At 67.4% G+C, this 25,741-nt stretch carries 27 protein-coding genes and 2 tRNA genes; 17 read left to right on the top strand and 12 right to left on the bottom strand.

What is annotated here, in order from left to right:
- Positions 1-12 precede the first annotated feature (12 nt).
- The 12 genes from MRBLWO12_RS10270 (at position 13) to MRBLWO12_RS10215 (ending at position 10,608) form a co-directional block, all read left to right on the top strand.
- Positions 13-1,026, top strand: coding sequence for a TadA family conjugal transfer-associated ATPase (locus MRBLWO12_RS10270; RefSeq protein WP_363555143.1), 1,014 nt, complete (start codon positions 13-15; stop codon positions 1,024-1,026).
- Positions 1,020-1,931: a type II secretion system F family protein gene (locus MRBLWO12_RS10265; RefSeq protein WP_363555141.1), complete on the top strand. Its 912-nt coding sequence runs from the start codon at positions 1,020-1,022 to the stop codon at positions 1,929-1,931. Before MRBLWO12_RS10270 ends, MRBLWO12_RS10265 begins: the two co-directional genes overlap by 7 nt.
- Positions 1,932-1,976: 45 nt before the next feature.
- The gene (locus tag MRBLWO12_RS10260; protein ID WP_363555139.1) at positions 1,977-2,174 is read left to right on the top strand and encodes a DUF4244 domain-containing protein; all 198 of its coding nucleotides are present in this window, start codon (positions 1,977-1,979) and stop codon (positions 2,172-2,174) included.
- An 89-nt stretch (positions 2,175-2,263) separates the two neighbouring features.
- Positions 2,264-2,557: a TadE family type IV pilus minor pilin gene (locus MRBLWO12_RS10255; RefSeq protein ID WP_363555137.1), complete on the top strand. Its 294-nt coding sequence runs from the start codon at positions 2,264-2,266 to the stop codon at positions 2,555-2,557.
- Positions 2,557-2,886, top strand: coding sequence for a helicase (locus tag MRBLWO12_RS10250; protein ID WP_363555135.1), 330 nt, complete (start codon positions 2,557-2,559; stop codon positions 2,884-2,886). The genes MRBLWO12_RS10255 and MRBLWO12_RS10250 overlap by 1 nt, the downstream gene beginning before the upstream one ends.
- Positions 2,887-2,985: 99 nt before the next feature.
- A complete protein-coding gene (gene topA, locus MRBLWO12_RS10245) occupies positions 2,986-5,874 on the top strand; it encodes a type I DNA topoisomerase (RefSeq protein WP_363555133.1) in 2,889 nt (962 codons plus the stop codon).
- Positions 5,871-6,506: a dTMP kinase gene (tmk, locus tag MRBLWO12_RS10240; protein ID WP_363555131.1), complete on the top strand. Its 636-nt coding sequence runs from the start codon at positions 5,871-5,873 to the stop codon at positions 6,504-6,506. The genes topA and tmk overlap by 4 nt, the downstream gene beginning before the upstream one ends.
- A 68-nt stretch (positions 6,507-6,574) precedes the next feature.
- A complete protein-coding gene (locus MRBLWO12_RS10235) occupies positions 6,575-7,732 on the top strand; it encodes a DNA polymerase III subunit delta' (protein WP_363555129.1) in 1,158 nt (385 codons plus the stop codon).
- Positions 7,729-9,285: an alpha/beta hydrolase gene (locus tag MRBLWO12_RS10230; protein WP_363555127.1), complete on the top strand. Its 1,557-nt coding sequence runs from the start codon at positions 7,729-7,731 to the stop codon at positions 9,283-9,285. The genes MRBLWO12_RS10235 and MRBLWO12_RS10230 overlap by 4 nt, the downstream gene beginning before the upstream one ends.
- A 70-nt stretch (positions 9,286-9,355) precedes the next feature.
- Positions 9,356-9,428: transfer RNA gene (locus tag MRBLWO12_RS10225), tRNA-Thr, on the top strand.
- 68 nt (positions 9,429-9,496) lie between these two features.
- A complete protein-coding gene (locus tag MRBLWO12_RS10220) occupies positions 9,497-10,078 on the top strand; it encodes an isochorismatase family protein (protein ID WP_363555125.1) in 582 nt (193 codons plus the stop codon).
- A complete protein-coding gene (locus tag MRBLWO12_RS10215) occupies positions 10,075-10,608 on the top strand; it encodes a DUF1697 domain-containing protein (RefSeq protein WP_363555123.1) in 534 nt (177 codons plus the stop codon). The genes MRBLWO12_RS10220 and MRBLWO12_RS10215 overlap by 4 nt, the downstream gene beginning before the upstream one ends.
- On the opposite strand, the gene MRBLWO12_RS10210 is transcribed toward MRBLWO12_RS10215, so the two are convergent.
- Positions 10,605-10,829, bottom strand: coding sequence for a hypothetical protein (locus MRBLWO12_RS10210; protein WP_363555121.1), 225 nt, complete (start codon positions 10,827-10,829; stop codon positions 10,605-10,607). The two genes, MRBLWO12_RS10215 and MRBLWO12_RS10210, sit on opposite strands and share 4 nt — an antisense overlap.
- A 25-nt stretch (positions 10,830-10,854) precedes the next feature.
- On the opposite strand from MRBLWO12_RS10210, the gene MRBLWO12_RS10205 reads away from it, so the two are divergent.
- The gene (locus tag MRBLWO12_RS10205) at positions 10,855-11,373 is read left to right on the top strand and encodes a CGNR zinc finger domain-containing protein (RefSeq protein WP_363555119.1); all 519 of its coding nucleotides are present in this window, start codon (positions 10,855-10,857) and stop codon (positions 11,371-11,373) included.
- Between the two features lie 46 nt (positions 11,374-11,419).
- Here the strand turns inward: MRBLWO12_RS10205 and MRBLWO12_RS10200 are convergent, their stop codons facing one another.
- The 4 genes from MRBLWO12_RS10200 to MRBLWO12_RS10185 form a co-directional block, all read right to left on the bottom strand.
- Positions 11,420-12,043 (bottom strand): hypothetical protein, encoded by a 624-nt coding sequence (locus MRBLWO12_RS10200; protein ID WP_363555117.1) that lies wholly within the window; start codon positions 12,041-12,043, stop codon positions 11,420-11,422.
- Positions 12,044-12,186: 143 nt separating this feature from the next.
- Positions 12,187-12,732 (bottom strand): type 1 glutamine amidotransferase domain-containing protein, encoded by a 546-nt coding sequence (locus tag MRBLWO12_RS10195; protein WP_363555115.1) that lies wholly within the window; start codon positions 12,730-12,732, stop codon positions 12,187-12,189.
- Between the two features lie 134 nt (positions 12,733-12,866).
- Positions 12,867-12,939: transfer RNA gene (locus MRBLWO12_RS10190), tRNA-Lys, on the bottom strand.
- Between the two features lie 131 nt (positions 12,940-13,070).
- Positions 13,071-13,727 (bottom strand): fasciclin domain-containing protein, encoded by a 657-nt coding sequence (locus MRBLWO12_RS10185; RefSeq protein WP_363555113.1) that lies wholly within the window; start codon positions 13,725-13,727, stop codon positions 13,071-13,073.
- 249 nt (positions 13,728-13,976) lie between these two features.
- Between MRBLWO12_RS10185 and sigK the strand changes: the two genes are divergently transcribed.
- The 4 genes from sigK (at position 13,977) to MRBLWO12_RS10165 (ending at position 17,078) form a co-directional block, all read left to right on the top strand.
- On the top strand, positions 13,977-14,576 hold the full coding sequence (gene sigK, locus MRBLWO12_RS10180) for an ECF RNA polymerase sigma factor SigK (RefSeq protein ID WP_363555111.1): 600 nt from the start codon (positions 13,977-13,979) through the stop codon (positions 14,574-14,576).
- The gene (locus MRBLWO12_RS10175) at positions 14,573-15,367 is read left to right on the top strand and encodes an anti-sigma factor (protein WP_363555109.1); all 795 of its coding nucleotides are present in this window, start codon (positions 14,573-14,575) and stop codon (positions 15,365-15,367) included. Before sigK ends, MRBLWO12_RS10175 begins: the two co-directional genes overlap by 4 nt.
- Before the next feature lie 29 nt (positions 15,368-15,396).
- A complete protein-coding gene (locus MRBLWO12_RS10170; RefSeq protein ID WP_363555107.1) occupies positions 15,397-16,026 on the top strand; it encodes a DNA-directed RNA polymerase subunit beta in 630 nt (209 codons plus the stop codon).
- A gap of 167 nt (positions 16,027-16,193) precedes the next feature.
- Positions 16,194-17,078: an aminodeoxychorismate lyase gene (locus MRBLWO12_RS10165; protein WP_363555105.1), complete on the top strand. Its 885-nt coding sequence runs from the start codon at positions 16,194-16,196 to the stop codon at positions 17,076-17,078.
- 77 nt (positions 17,079-17,155) lie between these two features.
- Here MRBLWO12_RS10165 and MRBLWO12_RS10160 read toward each other — a convergent pair whose 3' ends face one another.
- From MRBLWO12_RS10160 to MRBLWO12_RS10130, 7 genes are all read right to left on the bottom strand, one after another.
- Complete coding sequence (locus MRBLWO12_RS10160) at positions 17,156-18,031, bottom strand: type IV toxin-antitoxin system AbiEi family antitoxin domain-containing protein (RefSeq protein WP_363555103.1); 876 nt, start codon at positions 18,029-18,031, stop codon at positions 17,156-17,158.
- A gap of 247 nt (positions 18,032-18,278) precedes the next feature.
- Positions 18,279-19,058 carry a phosphate ABC transporter ATP-binding protein PstB gene (pstB, locus tag MRBLWO12_RS10155; RefSeq protein ID WP_363555101.1) on the bottom strand — a complete coding sequence of 260 codons (780 nt, stop codon included), beginning with the start codon at positions 19,056-19,058 and terminating at the stop codon, positions 18,279-18,281.
- 29 nt (positions 19,059-19,087) lie between these two features.
- A complete protein-coding gene (gene pstA / locus MRBLWO12_RS10150) occupies positions 19,088-20,179 on the bottom strand; it encodes a phosphate ABC transporter permease PstA (RefSeq protein WP_363555099.1) in 1,092 nt (363 codons plus the stop codon).
- 1 nt (position 20,180) lies between these two features.
- The gene (gene pstC / locus MRBLWO12_RS10145) at positions 20,181-21,146 is read right to left on the bottom strand and encodes a phosphate ABC transporter permease subunit PstC (protein ID WP_363555097.1); all 966 of its coding nucleotides are present in this window, start codon (positions 21,144-21,146) and stop codon (positions 20,181-20,183) included.
- A gap of 96 nt (positions 21,147-21,242) precedes the next feature.
- On the bottom strand, positions 21,243-22,346 hold the full coding sequence (locus tag MRBLWO12_RS10140) for a phosphate ABC transporter substrate-binding protein PstS (protein WP_363555095.1): 1,104 nt from the start codon (positions 22,344-22,346) through the stop codon (positions 21,243-21,245).
- Between the two features lie 204 nt (positions 22,347-22,550).
- Positions 22,551-23,528: an NUDIX hydrolase gene (locus MRBLWO12_RS10135; RefSeq protein WP_363555093.1), complete on the bottom strand. Its 978-nt coding sequence runs from the start codon at positions 23,526-23,528 to the stop codon at positions 22,551-22,553.
- Positions 23,525-25,690 (bottom strand): RNA degradosome polyphosphate kinase, encoded by a 2,166-nt coding sequence (locus MRBLWO12_RS10130; RefSeq protein WP_363555091.1) that lies wholly within the window; start codon positions 25,688-25,690, stop codon positions 23,525-23,527. Before MRBLWO12_RS10130 ends, MRBLWO12_RS10135 begins: the two co-directional genes overlap by 4 nt.
- Between the last annotated feature and the right edge of the window lie 51 nt (positions 25,691-25,741).

The raw sequence follows: 25,741 nt of genomic DNA, 5'->3' as shown, positions 1-25,741 counted from the left end.
TAGCGTCGGGGCATGGCCGATTCCTTCGTCATCCAGCCCCGACAGGCGAGCGCCGCATCCGGAGCAGATCCGCTCTCGTCCGCGTCCGCGCTCCGTGTCGACGGGGCGTTCGGGCCGCTCGCCGAGTACTGCGCTGATGACACGGTCACCGACATCTTCGTCAACGGCGCACGGGGCCTCTTCGTCGACAGAGGACAGGGTACGGAGCCGGTCGTCGGATGGAGCGCATCGGAGCGCGAAGTGCGGGATCTCGCCGTGGCCCTCGTCGGCCTCGGCGGCCGCCACCTCGACGACCAGGCGGCCTGCGTCGACGTGCGCCTGGCCTCCGGCATCCGGGTGCACGCGGTGCTCGCCCCCATCGCCACGGCGGGGACGGCGTTGTCGATACGGATCCCGCGCGTGCATGCCGCCGACCTCGATGCTCTTGCCGCCAGAGGAACAGTCGACGAAGGTCAGCAGCGATGGTTGCGGGGGCTCGTCGACAGCAGAGCCAACATCCTCATCACCGGAGGCACCGGAACGGGCAAGACGACACTGCTCTCCGCACTGCTCTCGGAGGCTCCGCCGGCCGAGCGCATCGTGACGATCGAGGATGTCGCCGAGCTCCGGCCGCGACACCCGCACCATGTGGCGCTCGAGGCGAGACAGGCGAATCTCGAGGGAGCGGGGGAGATCAGCCTGGCGCGTCTCGTGCGGGAGTCGCTGCGCATGCGCCCGGATCGCCTGGTCGTGGGTGAATGCCGAGGAGAGGAGGTGCGCGAACTCCTCAGCGCGCTGAACACCGGGCACGACGGGGGAGCGGGCACGCTCCATGCGAGTGGTCTTCGTGACGTGCCGGCGCGACTCGAGGCGCTCGGAGCGCTCGCCGGGATGGACGCGACGGCCCTCGCACGTCAGGTCGTCAGCGCGTTCACGATCGTGCTGCATCTCGAGCGGACCCCCGACGGCGTGCGGCGGATCGCTCAGGCCGGCGTCTTCGAGATGCGTGGAGACCGTCTGGGTATCGAGGAGGTGCGGCCGTGGTGATCCGCCTCTGGCGTGCGTCGTCGGCGCCGCGCGGAGGTGCCTCCACCGTGGACGCGGCGACATCGGTGCAGACGCTCGCCGTCCTCCTCCAGGCCGGCGCCGTTCCTGCCGCTGCGTGGCGGCACCTCGCCGACACGGGGGACGTGCACGCGCAGTCCGTGGTCGCACGCCTCGATGGCGGCATGCCGCTGCTGGCGGCGATCGAGGCCGAAGGAGGTGCGTGGATCGACCTCGCCGCTGCATGGGAGATCGCCACGACCGTCGGCGCACCTCTCGCTGAAGTGCTGCGCATGATCGCGGAGACTCTGAGGGATGCGGCGTCCGCTGCGGATGACGTGCGTATCGCGCTCGCCGAACCCGCGGGGACGGCGCGCCTGCTCCTGTGGATGCCGCTGGCCGGACTGCTCCTGGGATTCGCGCTCGGTTTCGACACGGTGGGCGTCGTCGTGCGCAATCCGCTGGCGGCGACGTGCGTGCTGGTCGGTCTCGGTCTGGTCGGTGTCGCACGCATGTGGACGAGTCGGCTGCTGAGGCGGGCCCGCCCGCGGCCCGGCACACCGGGAATGCGCGCCGAGCTCGTGGCGATCGCCGTCTCCGGCGGCGCCTCGGTCGAACGGGCCCTGCACCTGGTCGCGACGACTTCCGTCTCCGGGGAGGAGCCGGAACACCGGATAAGAACAGTCCTCGATCTCTCGCGTGCCGCAGGTGTTCCCGCCGCGGAGCTGCTCCGTGCCTCGGCGGCGCAAGAGCGTCATGCCGCACGGGTGCAGGGGCGGCTGCGGGCGGCCCGGCTCTCCACCCGATTGCTCCTCCCGCTCGGCGTATGCACGCTGCCGGCCTTCCTCCTGCTCGGCGTCGCCCCGTTGCTGCTCAGCGTCCTCGGCTCGACACCGCTTCCGCTGTGACCCATCACCCGATGCACACGCATCCTCAGAGAAAGAAGGAACATCATGACCGCACTTCCGAGATTGGACCGTCGACGTGCTGCCACCCTGTTCAGCGACGACACCGGCGCGGCCACGGCCGAGTACGCCATCACGACCATGGCCGCCGTCGCCTTCGCCGGCCTGCTGGTGGTGATCATGCGGTCGGACGAGGTGCGGGGGATCCTCACCGATCTCATCCGCCGGGCCCTCACCGTCTCGTGACCGGCCGGATGCGTCGCCCGCGTCGAAGACGGGCGGACACGACGTCGAGGGAGACGACTGAACACGGGTCTGTCGCCGCAGAACTCGCCGTGGCACTCCCCGCTGTCGTGCTCACCATCGCGCTCGGCGTCGGAGCTCTCGGAGCCGCGGCGAGGCAGGTCGCCTTGCAGGATGCTGCGGCCGACGCTGCGCGGGTGCTCGGTCGCGGTGAGACTGACGAAGCGGCGGCGCGGATCGTCAGCGGAGCTGTGCCTGGCGCGGGGCTGTCCTCGTCGCGTGATGATGATCTGGTCTGTGTGACGACGAAAGTCGATGCGGAGGTCGCTGGACTGATCCGGCTGTCGCTGAGAGCCCGGAGTTGCGCACTCGACGGAGGAGGCTGATGGCGGGTTCGGCGATCGCTGCCGGTGCGCTCGGAGTGGTCGCCGCCCTCGCTCTCGGCCTCGCCGTCGTGGGCGGTGCGGCGGTCACCGCTCAGCGCGCGGCCGGTGCAGCCGACGCCGCGGCGCTCGCTGCCGCCGATGCGGCCACTGGTGCGGTGCTGGTCGACGACGAGCCGTGCGTGCTCGCCGCGCGGGTGGCGTCGGCCGCCGGTGCGACGTTGACGCAGTGCGCGATCACGGGCTTCGTGGCGACTGTAGAGGTGCAGGCGGCGTACGCTGGACTCGCTGCCGTCTCCCGAGCCCGCGCTGGGCCACCCGAGGGGAACTGACGGCTGCACGAAGCACCGATCCCGCGAACAAGCAGGCGCTGACTGTGAACAACCCCACACAGTGGTGTGTATGGTGTGCTTCGAAGAAAGGACGCACCCTTGGCTGAAGGCAAGAAGCTCGTCATCGTCGAGTCCCCGACGAAGATGCGGTCTATTCAGGGATACCTCGGCGACGGCTATGAGGTGCTCAGCTCGGTCGGCCACATCCGCGACCTCGCCGATAAGAAGGACATCCCGGCTGCCGACAAGCAGGCATACGGGAAGTACTCGATCGACATCGACAACGGCTTCGACCCGTACTACGTCGTGTCCGATCGCAAGACGAAGACCGTCGCCGAGCTCAAGCGTGCGCTCAAGACCGCAGACGAGCTCCTGCTCGCCACTGATGAGGACCGCGAAGGCGAGGCGATCGCCTGGCACCTGCTCGAGACGCTGAAGCCGAAGGTCCCTGTCAAGCGCATGGTCTTCCACGAGATCACCAAGGACGCGATCCAAGCGGCCATCGGCAACACCCGTGAGCTCGACCACGACCTGGTCGACGCGCAGGAGACACGCCGTATCCTCGACCGTCTCTACGGCTGGGACGTGTCGCCGGTCCTCTGGTACAAGGTCAAGACCGGCATCTCGGCCGGACGCGTGCAGTCCGCGGCGACCCGGCTCATCGTCGACCGGGAGCGAGAGCGCATGGCGTTCACCTCCGCCGAGTACTGGGATGTCGACGCCGCCGCCGCGGCGACCGGCACCTCGTTCAAGATCCGCCTCGTCCGAGTCGACGGCGGCCAGCTCGCCCGTGGCACCGACTTCGACGACAGCGGAAAGCTCAAGAAGGCCGTCGTCATCCTCGATGAGGCCAAGGCCACCGCGCTCGCGCAGGCCGTCGACGCCGTCGGCGCCGGCACCGTCACGAAAGTCGAGGCCAAGCCGGGTACCCGCAGCCCCTATGCGCCTTTCACGACCTCGACGCTGCAGCAGGAGGCCGGTCGCAAGCTCTCGATGGGCGCCAAGCAGGCGATGGGTGTCGCCCAGCGTCTGTACGAAAAGGGTTACATCACCTATATGCGTACCGACTCGACGTCGCTGAGCACCCAGGCGGTGCAGGCGGCGCGGAGCCAGGCGGTGGCGCTCTACGGCGACAGCGCCGTGCCGCTCAAGCCGCGTGTCTACAAGTCGAAGAGCAAGAACGCGCAGGAGGCCCACGAGGCGATCCGTCCCTCCGGCGACAACTTCCGCACGCCCGCATCGCTCTCGTCCGAGCTGGACCGCGACGAGCAGCGTCTGTACGACCTCATCTGGAAGCGCACGGTCGCCAGCCAGATGTCCGACGCGAAATACGAGACCACCACGGTCACGATCGCCGTGGATGCCGCGGGCCAGAAGGCCGAGTTCACGGCCTCAGGAACGGTCTACACCTTCAAGGGCTTCCTGGAGGCGTATGAGGAGGGCCGCGACGAGAAGCGCGGCGACGCCGACGCGGCGGAGAACCAGTCTCTTCCCGCCGTCGCGGTGGGCGATGAGCTCGCCGTCAAGGATGCCGAGGCCAAGGGGCACCGCACGACGCCGAAGCCGCGCTACACCGAGGCGTCACTCGTGAAGGTGCTCGAGGAGAAGGGCATCGGACGCCCCTCGACGTTCGCCTCGATCCCCGAGACGATCCTCGATCGCGGCTACGCGGTCAAGCGCGGTCAGGCGCTGGTGCCGACCTGGCTCGCGTTCAGCGTGGTGCGTCTGCTCGAAGAGCACTTCGCCGACCTCGTGGACTACGACTTCACCGCTGCCCTGGAAGACGACCTCGACACCATCGCCCGCGGAGAGCAGAACCGCGTCGAATGGCTGAAGTCGTTCTACTTCGGTTCGGACTCGCATGTCGGTCTGCGCCAGGTGGTCGACAACCTCGGCGAGATCGATGCGCGCGCCCTCAACTCCACGCCCATCACCGACACCGCGACTCTGCGTTTCGGCAAGTACGGTCCCTACCTCGAGGTCGTGGACCCCGAGAACCCGGAAGCCAAGCCGCGCATCGTCAACGTGCCGGAGGACCTGGCGCCCGACGAGCTCACCTCGGAGAAGGCGCAGGAGCTCATCGATGCGCCGGTCGCCGGGGATCGCGTACTGGGGGAGAACCCCGAGAACGGCAAGATCGTCGTCGTGAAGGACGGCCGATTCGGCCCGTACGTGCAGGAGAACGACCCGGTGTCCGAAGATGCCGCGGTCGACGAGAGCACGGGCGAGGTCGTCGAGGCACCCAAGCCGAAGCGCGGCGCGAAGAAGGAGACGGCTCCCAAGCCGCGCACGGCGTCGCTGTTCCGCTCGATGTCGGTCGATACGCTCGAACTCGACACCGCGCTGCAGCTGCTGAGCCTTCCCCGCGTCGTCGGAACCGATCCTGAGTCTGGCGAGGAGATCACGGCGCAGAACGGCCGCTTCGGTCCGTACCTGAAGAAGGGCACGGACTCGCGTTCGCTCGAGAGCGAATCTCAGATCTTCGACGTGACCCTCGAGCAGGCGCTCGAGATCTACGCGCAGCCGAAGTACGGCGCCCGTCGTGCATCGAGCGCGCTCGCCGAGTTCGATGCGGATCCCGTCAGCGGCAAGCCGATCCGCATCCGCGACGGTCGCTTCGGTGCGTACGTCACCGACAGCGAGACGAACGTGACCATCCCGCGCGGGCAGAAGGTCGAGGACATCACGTTCGAGATCGCCGTGCAGATGCTCGCCGACAAGCGCGCCAAGGGGCCGGCACCCAAGCGTGGGGCAGCCAAGAAGGCTCCCGCGAAGAAGGCTCCCGCGAAGAAGCCTGCGGCCAAGAAGGCTCCCGCCAAGAAGGCTCCGGCCAAGAAGGCTCCGGCCACGAAGACGGCGGCGAAGGCTCCGGCGGATGCGGCGAAGTCGGCTGCGCGGTCGGCCGCGGCGAAGAAGGCAGCAGCGACGCGGGCGGCCAACGCGGCCAAGCGCGAAGCCGAGACCGCGGGTGCGAAGGCGGACTCGTGACCTCAGGTCCCGGTGCGTGGATCACGCTCGAGGGCGGCGACGGCTCCGGCAAGACCACGCAGTCGAACCTGCTGGCCGGATGGTTGACGGAAGAGGGACACACGGTCGTTCGCACGCGCGAACCCGGCGGTTCCGAGGTCGGTCAGCTGATCCGCGACATCGTGCTGCACCACCGCGGTGATATCGCCCCCCGTGCCGAGGCTCTGCTGTACGCGGCGGACCGTGCGCATCACGTCGCCACGGTCGTGCGTCCGGCGTTGGCGCGCGGCGAAGTCGTGCTGCAGGACCGCTATCTCGACTCCTCGGTCGCGTATCAGGGGGCCGGACGAGTGCTCGACGCCACCGAGATCCGCGACCTGTCGCTCTGGGCCGCCGAGGGTGCGCTGCCCGATCTCACGGTGCTCCTCGACCTGGACCCGGAGACGGCCCGTACGCGCCTGGACTCGGCCGACAAGCCGTTCGACCGCTTGGAGGCCGAGAAGGCGGAGTTCCACGGACGCGTCCGCGACGCCTATCTCGCGCTCGCGGCCGCAGAACCCGAACGGTTCCTGGTGCTCGATGCCGCCGTATCCACGGAAGAGATCGCCGCACTCGTGCGGGACAGAGTCGCGGCTCTGCTCGCATCGCGCTGAGTGCTGCGTCTGCACAGAATCCCCTGCTCCGCGCCGCGAGCGTCGGTGCTCCCGTCTAGGCTGAGTGCATGCCCCACACCGTCGCGCTTCCGTTTCCATGGGGCGATGTCTGGGGACAGGATGCGGCTGTCGAGACGCTGCGCGGAGCGGCATCCGATCCTTCGGCGCTCTCGCACGCCTGGTTGATCACGGGCCCTCCCGGCTCCGGCCGCTCGACCCTCGCCTATGCCTTCGCCGCCGCGCTGGTGGCTGATCGTCCCGACGACGAGGCCGCGATGCGCCAGGTGCTCGCCGGTACGCATCCCGACGTCACCGCGTTGCGCACCGACAAGGTCATCATCACGATCGCCGAGGCCCGTGCGCTCGTCGAACGCTCCTACTTCGCGCCCTCGGCCGGCCGCTACCGCGTGATCGTCGTGGAAGACGCCGATCGTATGGTCGAGCGCACGTCCAACGTGCTGCTGAAGGCTCTCGAGGAGCCGCCCGAGAACACCGTCTGGATCCTGTGCGCGCCGAGCGAGGCCGATCTGCTGCCCACCATTCGCTCGCGCGTGCGTTCGCTGCGGCTGCGCGAGCCCGATGTCGCTGATGTCGCTCGGCTGATCACCCTGCGCACGGGGGTCGACGAGGCCGTTGCAGAGCAGGCAGCACGGCATGCGCAGCGGCACATCGGCATGGCCCAGCGCCTCGCCACCGATGAGGGTGCCCGTCGACGACGAGATGAGACGCTGCGCTCCGTGATCGGCGTCCGCGGTGTCGGAGACGCCGTAGAGGTGGCCGGACGTATCATCCAGGCCGCCACCGAAGACGCGAAGTCGTTGACAGCGGAGCGCGACGCGCAGGAGCGCGCCTCTCTGCTGCGCATGGTCGGCATCGCCGAGGGACAAGCGGTCCCTCCGGCACTGCGCTCGCAGCTCTCGGCGCTGGAAGACGATCAGAAGAAGCGCGCGACACGCAGCCTGCGCGACGGCATCGACCGCGTGCTCACCGACCTGCAGTCGATGTTCCGCGACGTCGTGATGCTGCAGTTCGGTCAGAGCGATGAGCTGATCAACCGCGAGCTGTTGCCGGAGCTGAGCGCCCTCGCGGCAGCCTGGCCCGAGACCCGTACTCTTGTCGTACTTGACCACCTTGCCGAGACGCGGCAGTCGCTGGAGCGCAACGTCGCCCCGCTGCTGGCCCTGGAGAGCTTGCTCGTGACCATCACGAGCGGGAGGACACCGTGAACAACAGACCGACTTCCCGCTTCCGCCGCGCCGCCGCGATCATCGCAGGGCTCGCCGCGGCATCCGTCGCCCTCTCCGGGTGCCTGTACGCCATGATCCCCGAGCAGACGGAGCCGAAGCCCTCGGCGACCAACGCTCCTGACACCGAAGGCGTCGCAGAGGATCTGCTGCCGTATTACTCGCAGACGTTGACCTGGACCGAGTGCGGCACCGGGTTCGACTGCACCGATGTCACGGCACCGCTCGACTGGGAGAACCCGGGGGCGGGGGAGATCACGCTCTCGGTGGTCCGTCACCAGGCAGAGGGCACGGCGATCGGATCGCTGCTGACCAATCCGGGCGGCCCTGGTGCCAGCGGCGTCGACCTCATCCTCGACAGCCTCGACTACGCTGTCGGCGCCGACCTGATCGAGAACTACGACGTGATCGGTTTCGATCCGCGTGGTGTCGGCTCCTCGACGGCCGTGACCTGCTTCGACGCCGCCGAGATGGACGACTATCTCTACGGCATCCCGGCCGCGGCGCGAGGGACGGCTGAGTGGGAGGCCGAACTGCTCGACAGGCACAAAGCGTTCGCAGACGCGTGCGAAGCCAACAGTGACGGCATCCTGCCCTTCATCACCACGATCAACGCGGCGCGCGATATGGATCTCATCCGCGCGGTGCTGGGCGACAAGCAGCTCAACTACCTGGGCTACTCCTACGGCACGTTCCTCGGCGCGACGTACGCCCAGCTGTACCCCGAGAAGGCTGGTCGACTGGTCCTCGACGGTGCCATCGACCCCGCGGTCCCGGGTCTCGAGGTCGGCGCGACGCAGGCTCTCGGTTTCGAGTCGGCACTGCGTGCCTACATGCAGGACTGCCTCGATTCCGGCGAATGCCCGTTCACCGGCACCGTCGATCAGGCGATGGCAGACCTCGGCGCGCTGCTCGCGAGCGCCGACCGCGCACCGCTGAAGAACGGCGACGGTCGTCTGATGGGGGCGGACTCCATGATGACCGGCATCATCGCCGCGCTCTACTCGCAGGACAGCTGGAGCTTCCTCACCCAGGGTCTCGAAGAGGCGCTGCAGGGCGACCCGGCCACCATGTTCCTGCTGGCCGACTTCTACAACGGGCGAGAGGGCGGGACCTACGTCGACAACTCGTCCGAGGCGTTCCGTGCGTACAACTGCATGGACTATCCGGTCGAGGACGACCCCGAGGCCGAGGCAGCGATACGGGCCAAGATAGCCGCGGGTGCGCCGACCATCGCCCCGTACTGGGAAGGCCCGGACTCCTGCGAGGTGTGGCCGTACCCGCCCACCGGCACGCGCGGCGAGATCGCTGCCGAGGGCGCGGGACCGATCCTGGTCGTCGGAACCACGAACGATCCGGCGACTCCGTACGAGTGGTCGGAGTCGCTCGCGAACCAGCTCGAGCAGGGTGTGCTCATCACGCGCGTCGGCGAGGGCCACACCGGCTACAACAAGGGCAACGCCTGTGTCGATGACGCCGTGGAGGCCTTCCTGCTCGACGACGTGGTGCCCGAAGACGGGCTGCGCTGCGAGTGACTCGGCCTCGATTCGCGAGTGGGCGCGAGACAGGGTAATATCGGTGATCGCGCCGGTTCGTCCGTCGCACGCCGCTTTAGCTCAGTCGGCAGAGCATTTCACTCGTAATGAAAAGGTCGTCAGTTCGATTCTGACAAGCGGCTCCGACAGGCCCCGTGATGCGAAGAACATCACGGGGCCTTTCCCGTTCCCCACGGCGTACGCTCGAATCATGAGCAGAGCACTTCTCATCGTCGACATCCAGAATGACTTCACCGAAGGCGGTGCGCTCGCGGTCGCTGGCGGCGATGCCGTGGCCTCCGCGGTCTCCGTGTATCTCTCCGCGCACGCCGGTGACTACGGAGTGATCATCGCCTCGCGCGACTGGCACGACTCCGAGAGTGACAACGGCGGCCACTTCGCCGATGACCCCGATTTCGTCGACACCTGGCCCACCCACTGCGTGGCAGGCACCGACGGAGCGGAATATGACCCACTGCTCGAGACCGGCGCTGTGACCCATCACGTGCGCAAGGGGCAGGGGAAGCCCGCGTACTCGATGTTCGAGGGCATCACCGATGCGAACGAGACGGTGGGCGCCGTGCTGACGGCGTCGGGCGTGCTGGATGTCGACGTCGTGGGAATCGCAACGGATCACTGCGTGCGGGCGACTGCGCTGGACGCCGTGGCGCACGGGGTGCGGGTGCGGATCCTCACCGATCTGATCGCGGGAGTCGGTGCCGAGTCGAGTGAAGCGGCACTCGCCGAGCTCGCGCATGCGGGCGCGGAGCTGATCGAGAGCACGCAGGCGTGAGTCGCAGCGTCCTGCTGTTGCGTGCCGTGAACGTCAGCGGGCGCAACCGCGTGCCGATGGTGGAGCTGCGGGAGGCGCTGACGGCGGCGCATGTGGTCGAGGAGGTGTCGACCTACATCGCGAGTGGGAACATCATCTGCGCCCATCCGGACGATCCGACGGCGGCGTGCGACCGCGTGCGGAAGCTGATCTCCGCCGAGTTCGGGGTGGACACCCCGGTGATCCTCCGCACGCACGACGCGCTGATGGCAACGCTCGCGGCCCATCCCTTCACCGACCCGGTCGAGAAGCTGCTGCACGCGATGTTCCTCGAAGCGACCCCGGCCGCAGGCGCGGTCGATGCCCTGCGTGAGCGGCTGGTGCCGGGGGAGGAGATCGCTCTCGTGGGTGAAGACCTCTGGATCAACTACGGCGAGGGCGGAGTGCACTCCACCCGGCTCACCAAGGCCGTGCTCGACCGGGCGCTCGGGGTGGCGGGGACGGCACGGAACCTGCGCACCGTGCGCACCCTCGCCGAACTGACCGCCTAGCGCGTCGAACCCGAGGTCTTGCCGATCTCCCGGGTGAGCGCAGCGGGCGGCTGCTGCGGATGCACCTGCACGTCCAGGCGGTGGCTGCCGCAGTCGGCGCAGCGCACGTAGAGCAGGGTTCCCTCGCTCGTACGGTGTCGCGAATCGACGAGCCAGGCGTGCTCGTGCGTCGTCGCAGGCAAAGGGATTCGGGGGATCGGGAGAGTGTGCAACGTGGTCATGTATCCAGCGTGATGTAATGGCCTTATGCATCTCAACCCTTACGGCGAATACGCCGTGTTGCTGGCGGCGTCCCTCGCCAACGACTGGCCTGAGGATCGTGCAGCGATCGAGCAGCGCACGCTCGACATGGGCATGACGATGATCTTTCCGCCGGCGCCCGACGATCATGAGCGGATCCGCGCGGTGATCGACGACTGGCTCACGATCGTCGACGAGCCCGATCATGACGCGCGCGCCGTGCTGTTGAACGCGCAGCTCGCCGAGGCTGCGGCCTACCCGCGGCTCACCAATCACGACGGCGAGGGCTGGCACCTGCACTACCGCGACGACGTGCAGTCGCTGCCGTTCGTGCTGCGGGCCGTCATCAACCTGGGCACGTCGCTGCATCTCGTGACGCGGGGGATGAGCCGGCTAGGCCGCTGCGAGGCGTCGCCGTGCACGAACGTGGTGGCCGATGTGACGCGCAACGGGCGTCAGCGCTTCTGCTCGGTGCGCTGCGCCAACCGCGCGGCGGTGCGGCGTCACCGGGCGCGCGGGGCCTGAGTCAGTCTGTCCCCCTGGAACGCCTCCGTGCCGTGCAGACGTGCCCTCACCTGGAGCAGTCCCACGCTGGTTCTTCGTACTCGACGCCGACATTGACATCTATCCCTGAGGAATCCGTCAGAGTTAGGAAGAGGTGGCTGATTCTGTCGGGGCAGTTCAGCATCCTGCGCGCATCTTCGTCGAAATCCACTCGGATGCGGAGCTGCTCACCCTGCTCCATTGCCAGCGGCAGCGAACATTGATTCGCCGCGCCGTCATCCCGCGTGCCGCACATCACTGACGTGATCGGAATGGCCTGTTCGCCGATGGCGAGATAGGACATCTCCGTAATGGATCCAGCTGCACGACCGTTGTTGGCCACATCCATCCACACGGAGAGGGTGTCGCCGGTATCGATGTCCTGAACGCCATGATCATCCGGCTCGCCCATAGCGTCGGGATAGTCGGCATCGAGAACTCCGGCCGTCATCGCCATCACCACGAGCTTCTCAGATGACGATTGCTGCATGACTTGCACCTGCGCCCATGTCCCTACCGCCGCGACACTCGAAACGACCAACGCAAGCACCGAGAGCGCGATCGAGATCCCGGTGAGCCAATGATTGGACTTGCCCCGTCTGCTGCGGCGAGTGCCGATGTTCTTGTCGGCAGTTTCGTCAGCTTTCGTCATGGACCGAGCGTACTGAGCGGGCGGGCCGCGCATCACCAGATTGCGGCTTCTCCGACTCTGCGAGCGACTGCGCTGGAAGTGACCCGCTCTGGAAGTGACCGGTGAGGTCTGGCGCCTGGCGGACTCGCTGTCGCGGGGTCTGGTCAGGCGGTCTGCCCCGCGTGCTCGCCCTCCGCGATCTCCTCGATGACCTTCGCGTTGAACGCCGGCAGATCGTCGGGTGTACGGCTGGAGACGAGGCCCTGATCGACCACGACCTCCTCGTCGACCCACGTGGCACCGGCGTTGCGGAGATCGGTCTTCAGGCTGGGGTAGCTCGTGAGCGTGCGTCCGTCCACGACGCCGGCTTCGATCAGGATCCAAGCCCCGTGGCAGATCACCCCGACCGGCTTGTGCTGCGCGAAGAACGCGCGGGCCAGGTCGATCGACGGCTGATCCATGCGCAGGTGATCTGCGTTGACGACCCCGCCCGGAAGTACGAGGGCCTCGAAGTTCTCGGCCGTCGCATCCGCTGATCGCAGATCGACGGACTGCACATGCCCGTTCTTGCCGGTGATCTCCGCACCGTCAGGGGCGATGAGCGTGGCGCTGGCGCCGGCGGCGGTCACCGCCTCCCACGGGCTGGTGAGTTCGCTGTCCTCGAATCCGTCTGTCGCGAGGAATGCCACGCGGCTGCGCAGAGTCGTCATCTTCCGTCCTTCCGTGAGAATGCCGCTCCCTGTTCGGGAACGTCTCGACTCTCGTGCAGGGTGTCTGCGAAGTGAAGGGGGTTGGCGACGCCGACGCGGGATGCTACGAGGCGCCGTACACAGATGAAATGCGGTGGGCCCCGTGGGGCTCGAACCCACGACCCGCGGATTAAAAGTCCGATGCTCTGCCAACTGAGCTAGAGGCCCGCGTCTTCCAGTCTAAGGTGCACAGAAGGGGCGTCGGTGACAGTGTCACCGACGCCCCTTCTCGCCCTCTCGCAGACCTCCCCGACTGGGAGAGGGCGAGATTTGCCGGGGTCCCTTCCCGGCAGTCCGGCTTACTCAGCCGGGGGCATCAGAACCGTGTCGATCAGGTACACGGTCGCGTTGGCGGTCTGGACTCCACCGCAGATGACGTTGGCGTCGTTGACCATCAGCTCGTCTCCGCTGCCGGTGACCTCGAGGTCAGCACCCTGCACGGTGGCGTGCGTGCCCACGATGTCGTCCGGAGCGATCTGGCCGGGGACCACGTGGTACGTCAGGATCGAGCTCAGCGTCGCGCTGTCGGTCTTGAGCGCTTCGATGGTGGCGGGGTCGATCTTGGCGAAGGCGTCGTCGACCGGTGCGAAGACGGTGAACTCGCTGCCGTTGAGCGTGTCGACGAGGTCGACGTCGGGGTTGAGCTGACCGCTGACCGCTGCGACGAGCGTCGTCAGGAGCGGGTTGTTGGAGGCGGCGACCGCAACCGGGTCAGCTGCCATGCCGGCGACGGATCCTGCGCCGTCCGGCACTGCCTCGGCGTAAGCCGCGCAGCCGGGGCCGACGAGGTTCGCGGCCGGGTCCATCGTGTCAGGCGTGCTTGCCGAGGTCTCGGGGGCCATCGGCTCTGCGGACTCGTCCGTGGTGGTGCTGCCCATCGAACATGCGGAGAGCAGGAATGCGCTCGCCAGCGTGAGGGTGAGGGCTGCGGTGACCTTCTTCTTGGTGCTGAACATCTCGAGCTCCTTCAAACTGAGCCACGGCCTCTCCGTGGCGTCGAGTTGTGTTCGGAGCCCCGCGGCGATCGGATGGGAGAAATCTCAAGATTGTTCGAAATCCGCATGATTCCGCGGTCTCTGACGCGCATCCAATCCGATCCTCGCGCGGGCGCGAAGAAGAGACGTTAGCGAGAAAGCACCCTGCGCGCGCATCTCCTCCGTCACTTGCGGGTGGTGCGCTGCACGGGAACAGAGGGGAGATGCGGCATGCTTGTAGAGATGGTCATCGATGGCATGGACGTACCGGAGGACGGGGCGGCGAGCGACGCCGCAGCCGAGCTTCTCCTGCGTATCGCCGCCGGCGACCAGGCTGCCTTCGCAGCGCTCTACGACATGCTCTCCGCGCGCGCGTTCGGCCTCATCCTCCGCGTCCTGGTCAACCGCTCGCAGAGCGAAGAGGTCTTGCAGGAGGTCTTCCTCGAGATCTGGCAATCCGCTTCCCGGTTCGCTCCGAACAGAGGTCAAGGACGAACATGGGTGATGACGATTGCACATCGTCGGGCCGTGGATCGGGTGCGTGCATCGCAGTCGAGCACGGACCGTGATGTACGGGCAGGGCTGAGAGACATCGGCGTGGCGCACGACAGTGTCGCCGAGCAGGTGGAACTGGGCATCGAGGGCGAGAAGGTCGTCGGAGCTCTTTCCACCCTTCCCGACGTACAGCGTGAGGCGATCGTGCTCGCGTACTACGGCGGTTACAGTCAGAACGAAATCTCGGCGCTCGTGGGAGCGCCGCTGGGGACTATCAAGACACGGATGCGAGACGGGCTCACCCGTCTCCGCGCAGCTATGGGGGTGACGGCATGAACGAGAAGGACTTCGCAGAACTCGCGGCAGGTGCCGCCCTACATGCGCTGTCGCCTGAGGATGAGCGTCTGTTCCACGAGACCCTCGCGGTGCATCCGGAATGGGCCGCTCTCGTCGACGACGATGTCGAGACCGTCGCGTCGCTCGAGGCCGCCGCGCCCCCGGAGTTCCCGCCGCTGGATCTGCGGGCCACGCTGCTCGCCCAGATCGCGTCGACGCCGCAGAACGGTGGAGATGACGACACGGTCGCGCACCCCGCGATGTCATCCGACTCCACCGCCGAGTCATCCGCTGCCCCGGCAACGGAGTCTCAGGAGCGGGCGGCCAGGCCGCGTCGGTGGACGCGATCGATCTTCGCGCTCGCCGCATGCCTCGCACTCGTCGTGGGTGTCGGGTTCGGCGCCGCGGCGCTGAATGGCTACCTGAACCGCCCCGCAGCGGTCGTCGCGCTGGAGCAGATCCAGTCGTCGAGCGATGCGCAGCAGGCCACGGTGAAGCTCGACGACGGTGGAACAGCCACCGCGCACTGGTCGGCATCCGCAGGAGCCGCCGTGCTCGTCACCGACGGCATCCCCGCCGCGGCGGAGGGCGAGAGCTACGAACTCTGGTTCGTGCGCGGAGAGACCCCGATCTCGGCGGGAGTGTTCGACGTCGAAGGCGGCACCGCAACGGCCGCGCTCTCCGGAGAGATGCACGACGGCGACATCATCGCCGTCACGGTCGAGCAGGCCGGCGGATCCCCGACGGGCAAGCCGACCTCCGACCCGTTCATCGTGATCCCCACGGCCTGAGGCGCAGCGAACGCGGGTAGCCTGGTTCGATGCCCGAGCAGCACCACCGCCCCGTGCGGCGACCGTCCAGCGCCTTCGACAACATCGTCGGCACCCACGACCCTGCCGAGGAGACACGCGTCGCACATGCCACGGCATCCGCTCTCCTCACCAGGGTGCGTGCGGACGAGAGCGGCATGAGCGCCGACCGCCTGGTGGCGTTCACCTCCGAGCACGGCATCGACGAGATCGCGGAGCTGTGGTCGAAGGCCGCGCCGCGCACACTGCCGGGGGCGCTGTGGCGCCTGTACCTGCTGCAGTTGGCGATCCACTCCGACTCGGAGACGTCGGCGCTGCTGTACGAGCGCGGGCGCGTCGAGCTGCCCTCGGTCGATGCGGCGATCGCCGGAGCTCCTGTGCCGGCGAACCCAGACGAGCTCGTCGCGCTCATCGACACGATCCTCCGCGGAGCGTTCCGCGGAGACTTCGCCGTCGCGCTCGAACGGGCGGCGGCGTTCTGCCGCGTCCAGGCCTCCGGAGCCACCCACCTGGCAGACGACTACGAGTCGACGGAGCCCGGACGGGCCAGCGATCTGACCACCAGGGCGTTCCGTCTGAGCAGTTACGCGCAGGATCTTTCCGCGGCATCGACGCTGTGGCGTTCGGGAACCCTGAGCTGAGACCGCGCGTCCACATCGCCGCCGGCATGAAAAGACCGGGCCGCAAAAACGCCTCTCGGCGGAAGGCCGCTCGTAGCGGCAAAAAATGGAGCCCGGGGTTATGCGGCCCGGCCACTCCATTGTAACGCGGACGCACGATGGCTATTCCCGACCTCTAGGCTCAGATCATGAACCGGCGCTTCGCATTGATGATCGATCCCGTCGTCGCGGATGAGGTCCGAGACGACTACGCAGATACCTTCACCACGGTGGATGCCGCGGCCCCAGCGCTCAGCGTGGGCGAGCTGAGCACACAGCGCGGCGACGGCGTCTTCGAGTCCATCGGCGTGGTCGACGGGCACGCCCAGGAGGTGGTGCCGCACCTGGAGCGGCTGGCGCACTCCGCCCGACTCTGCGACCTGCCGGTGCCGAACGCAGACCAGTGGCACCAGGCGATCGATCAGGCGGCATCGCAGTGCGGAGAGGGCGAGGCGGTCATCAAGCTCATCCTCAGCCGCGGCGTCGAGCACGGCCCGACACCGACCGCGTGGGTCACAGCCGCGCCCGCCGCGGATTTCCGTGCCGTGCGCGAGGACGGCATCCGCGTGGTGACGCTGGACCGCGGCTACGATCTGGGTGCGGCGGAACGGGCGCCCTGGCTGCTGCTCGGCGCAAAGACCCTGTCGTACGCGGTGAACATGGCAGCGTTGCGGGAGGCACACCGGCGCGGGGCGGATGACGCGATCTTCCTGTCGAGCGACGGCTTCGTGTTGGAGGCGCCCACGGCCTCGCTCATCCTGCGCTTCGGCGACCGGTTCGTCACGCCGGCCCCGAACGGCGGCATCCTGCACGGCACCACCCAGCTCAGCATGTACGACCACCTGGCCGCGCGGGGCTTCGAGGTCGGATACGATCGCATCCCGGCATCCGATCTCGCACGAGCTGATGCCGCCTGGCTGGTCTCGAGCGTGCGCCTCGCGGCCCCGATCACCGCGATCGACGGTGCGGATGTCGCGGTCGATCACGCGCTCACGGCCGAGCTGAACGAGTACCTGCTGTCGCCCCGCGACTGATCCGGGCTGGGGAGTGCCGAAACAGAGACCTTCCGTCGTGGAGACGGAGAGTCGTGCCTCGGCGCGCCGCGCCACGATCACATCCTCTCCGTTTTGTGACCTGGGTCGGACTCTGCGAGGTGTGCCTTGCGGTGGATCATGCTGACGATAGCGCTCTGCACGAGTGGCCACTCGTTGACGATGAGCGAGTATGCGAATCGCAAGGTGGTGAAGCCCGCGGCCGCGGCGATCGCATCCCGTCGGAGGTCCTTCTGCCTCTCCCGTTCGCGCTCGTGGTTCGCACGACCGTCCGCCTCGATGATCAGTCGGGTACCGATGACGAAATCGACTTCGCCGACGCCGTTGACGGATACCTGTGAGCGGACCGTGATGCCGATGCGGTGGAGACGAAGTCGGATCAACGACTCCAGACCGCTGTCTGCGTCTGCACGGGCGAACGACACGAGCCAACGGAGCGAGACGGGCAGATGCCGCTGCAGCCACCGCGTACCGGCAGGGGAGAGCAGAGCGTGACGCAGCGCTGATTCCAGGGCCGCGAAGAACGCATCCTCGCCGCAGCACGTCGCCATCTGCAGAAGGACGTTGGCCACCGGCGGCGGTTGGCCGAGGATGACGTGTCCGGCATCCCAATGCACGACGCACTCCGGACACGCCGATCGCGGAGTGCCCGCGGTGCCCATCCAGATGTGATGGCGTGAGGGAAGCTCGAGAACCCACAAGCCCCAGGCGGCGGCGGCTTCCGCGCAGGCGATCGTGCCTCCACGGGACGCCGCATGCTGCATCCGTGGAGGCGTGTCGGGAAGTGCGTACACACCCTGACGCGGTCTCAGTACCTCGCCGTCGCGAACCGCCCGCGACAACTCTCGCGTGCTGACACCTCGTCTCTGAAGCTCCGCCGTTCGTGCCATTCGACCGATCCCGCGCAGTGCGGCGTCGGCGCGGATGAAGGACATGCGTAGAGCATGAACGAAGCCTGATCAGCACTTCATCCGCGCAGCCGTGGACTGTGGAGAGCGCACCTCGTCCGACAGCGGTGCAGGAATAGTCGCGCGCCACGAAAACCAGACCATCACACCTCGGGGTGGCGAGTCGTCCGCCGCCGCACCGTGAGTGAAACAGATGCTCTGGGTTTTGTCACGGCGACACAGAAGGGGCTCGGATGCCGCAGCACCTGAGCCCCGTGCGATCACGAGCCCGCGATCATCCGAAGCGGCCGGAGACGTAGTCCTCGGTCGCCTGCACAGACGGGGAGGTGAAGATCGACGTCGTGTCGTCGTACTCGATCAGCTTGCCGGGCTTGCCGGTACCGGCGATGTTGAAGAACGCGGTCTTGTCGGAGACGCGGCTCGCCTGCTGCATGTTGTGCGTCACGATGACGATGGTGAACTCGTTCTTGAGCTCACCGATCAGCTCCTCGATCGCGTAGGTGGAGATCGGGTCGAGGGCCGAGCAGGGCTCGTCCATCAGCAGCACCTGCGGGGAGACGGCGATCGCGCGGGCGATGCAGAGACGCTGCTGCTGACCGCCGGAGAGACCGGAGCCCGGACGGTCGAGGCGATCCTTGACCTCGTTCCACAGGTTCGCACCCGTCAGCGACTTCTCGACCAGCGCTTCCTGGTCGCTCTTCGACATGCGGTTGTTGTTGAGCTTGACGCCGGCGAGCACGTTCTCCTTGATGGACATCGTGGGGAAGGGGTTCGGGCGCTGGAACACCATGCCCACCTCGCGGCGCACGAGCACCGGGTCGACGCCGGGCCCGTAGAGGTCGCTGCCGTCGAGCAGCACCTCTCCCTCGACGCGGGCGCCGGGGATCACCTCGTGCATGCGGTTGAGCGTGCGCAGGAAGGTCGATTTGCCGCAGCCGGAGGGGCCGATGAACGCCGTCACACTGCGCGGCTGGATCTCGAGAGAGACACCTTCGACGGCGAGGAAGCTGCTGTAGTAGACGTTGAGGTCGTTGACTTCGATGCTCTTGGACACGTGGGTTCCTGTTCTGAGTGGTCGGGCGCTCAGCGGCCGGAGGTCTTCGGGGAGAACCACTTCGCGATCAGTCGCGCAAGCAGATTCAGCACCATGACGATGAGGATGAGTGTCAAGGCTGCGGCCCAGGCGCGTGCCACGGCCGCGTCGGGGTTGGTGCCCTGGTTCATGTACTGGTTGTAGGCGAACACCGGCAGGGTCATCATCTGACCGCTGAAGAGGTTCGTGTTGAGGCTCTGCGTGAAGCCGGCCGTCAGGAGCAGCGGTGCTGTCTCGCCGATGACTCGTGAGATGGCCAGCATGATCGAGGTCGTGATGCCGGCGATGGAGGTCGGCAGCACCACCTTGAGGATCGTCAGCCACTTCGGGACCCCGAGCGCGTAGGACGCTTCGCGGAGCTCGTTCGGAACGATCTTCAGCAACTCCTCGCTGCCGCGGACGACGACCGGAGTCATCAGCACCGCGAGCGCAAGCGCGCCCATGAAGCCCATCGAGATGCCGGGGCCGATCAGCAGAGCGAACACCGCGTAGATGAACAGACCCGCGACGATCGACGGGATCCCTGTCATCACATCGACCAAGAACGTGATCGCTTTCGCGATCTTCCCGCGACCGTACTCGACGAGGTAGATCGATGTCATGAGTCCTACCGGGACCGCGATGACCGTCGCGGTGAGCGTGATCAGCACGGTGCCCCAGATCGCGTGCGCGATGCCGCCGCCATCGCCGACGACGTTGCGCATCGACGAACTGAAGAACTCCGCATCGAACCGTTCGAGACCGTTGGCGACGACGGTCCAGAGCAGGGAGATCAGCGGAAGCAGGGCGATCAGGAACGCCGTGGCGACCAGCGCCGTCATCAGCCGATCGGTTGCCTTCCGGCGGCTCTCCACGATCGAGGAGATCACCGTGATGATGACCATGTACAGGACGAGGCCGAGGACCGACGCACCGGCGATGTTGAAGTCCGCGAGGTCCCCGCCGAGGCCGGCGACCGCGAAGACAGCGAAGGAGATCAGGAGGGACACCCCGAGCAGCGCCCATGGCGCCCACTTCGGAAGCTTTCCGGACGTGAGGGATGACGAGGTGGCGACAGCGGGAGAGGCGGTGAGGGTGGTCATGTCAGTTCGCTCCCGAAAACTCGGCGCGGCGGGCGACGATCCATCGCGCCAGCGCATTGACCGCGAAGGTCACGACGAAGAGGATGAGGCCGGTCGCGATGAGCGTGTTCACACCCGTGTCGTGCGCCTCAGGGAAGGCCAGGGCGATGTTCGCGGGGATCGGCGTAGGGTTGGTAGCGGTGAGCACGAGGAAGCTCACGACCGCGGAGGGCGAGAGGACCATGGTCACGGCCATCGTCTCGCCGAGTGCACGCCCGAGTGCGAGCATCGCCGCCGAGACCATGCCGCCGCGGGCGAACGGGAGAACCGCCATACGCACCATCTCCCAGCGGGTGGAGCCCAGAGCGAGGGCTGCTTCTTCGTGCAGCTTCGGAGTCTGCAGGAACACCTCGCGGCAGATCGCGGTCATGATCGGGATGCACATCACCGCGAGAACGAGCGCTGCGGTGAGGATCGTCTTTCCCGTCGCCGACACCTGGCCGCCGAAGAACGGCACCCACGAAGCATTCGTGTTCAACCAGACGTAGATGGGCTGAAGGAGCGGCGCGAGCACCAGGCCGCCCCAGAGACCGAAGACGACCGACGGCACGGCGGCCAGGAGGTCGATGACGTAGCCGAGAAATGCGGCCAGCCGGCGGTGGGCGTAGTGCGAGATGAAGAGCGCGATGCCGATGGAGATCGGCGCGGCGATGACCAGCGCCATGAACGCGGCCCACAGGGTACCGAAGACCAGGGGGCCGACGTACTCCCAGAACGATCTTCCCTTGAGGATGTGGTTGCCGCTCGTGTCCGGCTCGAACGCGGGGACACTCTGGATGATGAGGAACGTGGCCACAGCCGCGAGCACGACGAGGATGATGATCCCCGCGCCCAGCGCCGTGCCGGAGAAGACGCGATCGCCGAGCCGTTGTTTGGCCTTGATCGGGGCAGGCGGGACGGACGGCGCCTGCGAAGTCGTCGTGCTCATGGTCTCCTGTTTTCGGGCTGGAGTGGGCGTGTGGTGGCGGACTGTCCGATACCCTCGCGCCGAGCAGACGCGAGGGTATCGGAGTCAGTCGATGTGTCAGTCGACCTTGATCGTGTCGATGGCGGCGAGCACCTTCTCGCGCAGACCGTCCGAGATCGGTGCGCTGCCGGCGTTCTCTGCAGCGGCGTCCTGGCCTTCAGCGCTCGCGATGTACTCGAAGTACGCCTTGACGAGGGAAGCCGTGTTCTTGTCCTCGTACTCCTCGCACGCGATCAGGTAGCTCACGAGCGCGATCGGGTAGGCGCCGGCGGGTGCTGCTGCCGGGTCGATGTCGAAGACGAGGTCGCCGGGGCCGCGGCCTTCGACGAGCGGAGAGCTCTCCACGAGTGCGGCGGAAGCCTCGGCGGAGAACGCCACGTACTCGCCGGCGACGCCGACGTGGACCTGTCCGAGCTTCGTCGTCTGCGAGGCATCCGCGTAGCCGATGGTGCCGTTGCCCGCGGTGATCGCCTGGACGACTCCCGAGGTTCCCTGTGCCGCTTCGCCGCCCTGGATCGGCCATTCGCCGTCGGCCTCGAACGTCCACACGTCAGGCGCCGTGGCGGAGAGGTAGTGCGTGAAGGTCTCCGTCGTACCGGAGTCGTCCGAGCGGTGCACCGGCGAGATCGCCAGATCGGGAAGCTTGACGCCCTCGTTCTGGTCGGCGATGGCGGCGTCGTTCCAGTTGGTGATCGTGCCGGCGAAGATGCCCGCGATGCTCGCGGCATCGAGGTTCAGGGTGTCGATGCCGTCGAGGTTGAACGCGACAGCGACGGGTGCGATGTAGAGGGGCACCTCGACGATGGCGTCAGACGCGCAGGTGCCGAATCCGCCGGCGGCCTCCTCCTCGTCGTCGAAGGCGCGGTCGGAGCCGATGAAGTCGCTGGCGCCGGCGAGGAAGTTCTCGCGTCCCGTTCCTGACCCGGTGGGCTCGTAGTTGACGGTGACGCCGGAGTTGGCCGTCTGGAATGCGGCGACCCAGGCTTCCTGGGCGGCGGTCTGTGCCGAAGACCCGGTGGCCTTGAGCGTGCCTTCGAGCGTCGAGGCGGAGGGTGCTTCGGACGAGCCGCCGGTGGTGCCTTCGTTCGCGGCACAGCCGGCGAGAGCGAGGGCGGCGACGGCGCCGATGGCGCCGATGCGAGCGATTCGGGAGATCTTCACTGTGGATCCGTTCGATCGTGGTTGGGTTGAGGCCCGGTGCAGGGCACACAGTGACGCTATGTGTGGCGGTTAACGAGACTCTCCCGCACAGGTGAACAGCAGGTGAACGACGGGCGACTCTCTGGGGTGCCGCCTTGTCGCCCGTAGGGTCGCCGGAACCGCCAGGCGCCCAGGCGCCGACAGGTCATCCTCTGACGCGAGCGGTCAGACTTTCGGGATGTGCGTCTCGATAGCGATGATGCCGGAGCCGGGGTTGGTCGCCGAGAGGTGCACGACCGAGAACGCGGCCGGTTCGAGATCCGACGCGCTGCTGAGATAGGAGCCCTGGATGGTCCCGGTCGCCAGCGAGATCTCGGAGAGGAGTCCGGGGAGAACCGGCCCGTGGCTGCACAGCACGGCGGGCTTGCCCGCGCGCACACGACGTCCGACCACCGAGCGGAGGTCGTCGGTGCCCTCCTCCCAGGCATCCTGACTGATCTTCTCCGTCTGCACGGGCTTGCGACCCAGCGCCTTGGCGAGAGGCGCCACGGTGCGCACGCACCGCTCGGCGTCGCTGGTGATGATCTTGCGCACGCCGAACGCGCGGAGCGGCCCGACGATGGACTTCGCCTGGGTGCGGCCGCGCTCGGTCAGCGGGCGGGAGGCGTCCGTGCCGTCCCACTCCGACCGTGGGAGTGCTTTCGCGTGTCGCAGCGCGATCACGGGGAAGGTGCGCAGCACCCCGTCGTCGATGAGGGTGGCGAAGAAGTCGAGGATCTCGAGGTCGACCGGGTAGCTGAGCCGTGTCCTGGCCTTCTTGACGCTCACCCATTCGAGCGCGGCGATCTCGCGGTTGGGCACGAAGGCCGAGGCCCGGATCGCATCCTCCGTCGCCTCGGCTGCCCAGTAGTGCACGACCTTCTGCTTGCGTGAGGCCATCACGTAGCGGCTCACGCCGACGGGGACGCCGAGCGACACTCTGATGCCCGTCTCTTCATGCACTTCGCGCACCGCGGTCTCGGCGAGCATCTCGCCGGGGTCGACCTTGCCCTTGGGCAGGGTGACGTCGCGGTACTTGGTGCGATGGATCAACAGGATGCGCAGTTTGCCGTCGACCAGGCGCCAGACCACGGCGCCGGCGGCGTAGACCGCCTTGTCGGTCCACTTCGCGCTGGGCGCTTCCTGCGTCTGTCGAAGTGTCATCGCACCGACCGGGCGCGACGGCGCCGCTGGATCAACCCCATGGTCTTATCCTGCAGGTCGATCAAGGGCTTGCCGTCGGCATCCACGGCGTGGCGCTGCCAGACGCCCCCCGCACCGAGGTGCCAGGAGGTCGTGCCCGGATCCATCGCGAGGTCGAAGAACGCGAGCAGCTCCTTGAGGTGCGCAGGCTCGGTGACTCGCACCAGCGCCTCCACGCGGCGGTCGAGGTTGCGGTGCATCATGTCGGCGCTGCCGATGTACACCTGCGGGTCTCCGTCGTTCTCGAACGCGAAGATGCGCGAGTGCTCCAGGTAGCGGCCGAGGATGCTGCGCACGGTGATGTTGTCGCTGATGCCGTCGAGATCGGTGCGCAGGCTGCAGATGCCGCGCACCCAGACCTCGATCTTCACTCCCGCGACGCTGGCACGGTAGAGGGAGTCGATGATCTCCTCGTCGACGAGCGAGTTCACCTTGATGCGGATGCTCGCCGGCTTCCCCGCTTCCGCGTTCTTGCGTTCCCCGTCGATCTGTCGCACCAGGCCCTTGCGCAGGTGCAGAGGCGCGACGAGCAGGCGCTTGAACTTCTTCTCGATCGCGTAGCCGCTGAGTTCGTTGAACAGGCGGGTCAGGTCCTTGCCGACCTGGGCGTCGGCGGTGAACAGGCCGAAGTCCTCGTAGATGCGGCTGGTCTTGGGGTTGTAGTTGCCGGTGCCCACGTGGGAGTAGTGGCGCAGCGTGCCCTCTTCCTCACGGATGACGAGTGCCAGCTTGCAGTGCGTCTTGAGGCCGACCAGGCCGTAGACCACGTGTACGCCCGCCTTCTCGAGCTTGCGTGCCCAGACGATGTTGTTGGCCTCGTCGAAGCGTGCCTTGACCTCGACCAGTGCGAGCACCTGCTTGCCCGCCTCGGCCGCATCGATCAGGGCCTGCACGATCGGGCTGTCACCCGAGGTGCGGTAGAGCGTCTGCTTGATCGCCAGCACGTGAGGGTCGCGGGCGGCCTGTTCGAGGAATGCCTGCACGCTCGTCGTGAACGACTCGTACGGATGGTGCACGAGCACGTCGGACTTGCGGATGGCCTTGAACATGTCGGCGCGGGTGTTGCTGTCGCCGGGCTGGAACGCCACGGCGGTGGTCGGCAGATGCGGCGGGTAGCGCAGATCGGGTCGATCGATGCGCGACAGTCCGAACAGGCCCCGCAGATCGAGCGGGCTGGGGAGGCGGTAGACCTCCTGGTCGGTGATGTCGAGCTCCTTCACGAGCAGCTCCAGCGTCACCGCGTCCATGTCATCCGTGATCTCGAGACGGATCGGCGGGCCGAACCGTCGGCGCAGCAGCTCGGCCTCGAGTGCCTGGATGAGGTTCTCGCTCTCATCCTCCTCGATCGCGACGTCTTCGTTGCGGGTCAGGCGGAACGCGTGGTGGTCGAGCACCTCCATGCCGGGGAAGAGGTCGCCGAGGTGGTTCGCGATCAGCTCTTCCAGGCTCAGGTACCGCGTGATCTCGCTGGCGCCCGGCACTTCGACGAAGCGGGGGAGCATCGGCGGCACCTTGAGGCGCGCGAACTCCTGGCGACCGGTGCGGGCGTTGCGGATGCGGATCGCGAGGTTCAGCGAGAGGCCCGAGATGTACGGGAACGGGTGGGCGGGGTCGACGGCCAGCGGCATCAGGACGGGGAAGACCTGGAGCTGGAAGTACTCCGACAGCGCCGATCGCTCGGAGTCGGTGAGCTCCGACCAGGTGCTCATCTCGATCCCGGCGTCGGCGAGTGCGGGGCGCACCTGCGAAGTCCACGCCGCGGCGTGGCGCAGCTGCAGTGCGTGCGCTTCGCGCGAGATGTCCGCGAGCGCGTCGACGGGGGAGCGGCCGATGTTCGTCGGCACGGCGAGACCCGTCACGATGCGGCGCTTGAGGCCGGCAACGCGCACCATGAAGAACTCGTCGAGGTTGCTCGCGAAGATCGCCAGGAAGTTCGCACGTTCCAGCTCGGGCAGCGACGGATCTTCCGCGAGTTCGAGCACACGCTGGTTGAACGCCAGCCAGCTCAGCTCCCGATCGAAGTAGCGGTGGTCGGGCAGCAGGGCGTCGGGCGACTCATTCGCGTCGAAGTCGTCGTCTTCGGCGTCGCCGAGTCCAGCGTCGGCGAGTGCGGGATCGATCATGGGGTACATCTAATCACCGCGAAGTGACGCGCGTGTGAACGGAGCCGTTCC

The organism is Microbacterium sp. LWO12-1.2 (assembly GCF_040675875.1).
GTDB lineage: Bacteria > Actinomycetota > Actinomycetes > Actinomycetales > Microbacteriaceae > Microbacterium.
This window is presented reverse-complemented; position numbering and strand designations above follow the sequence as displayed.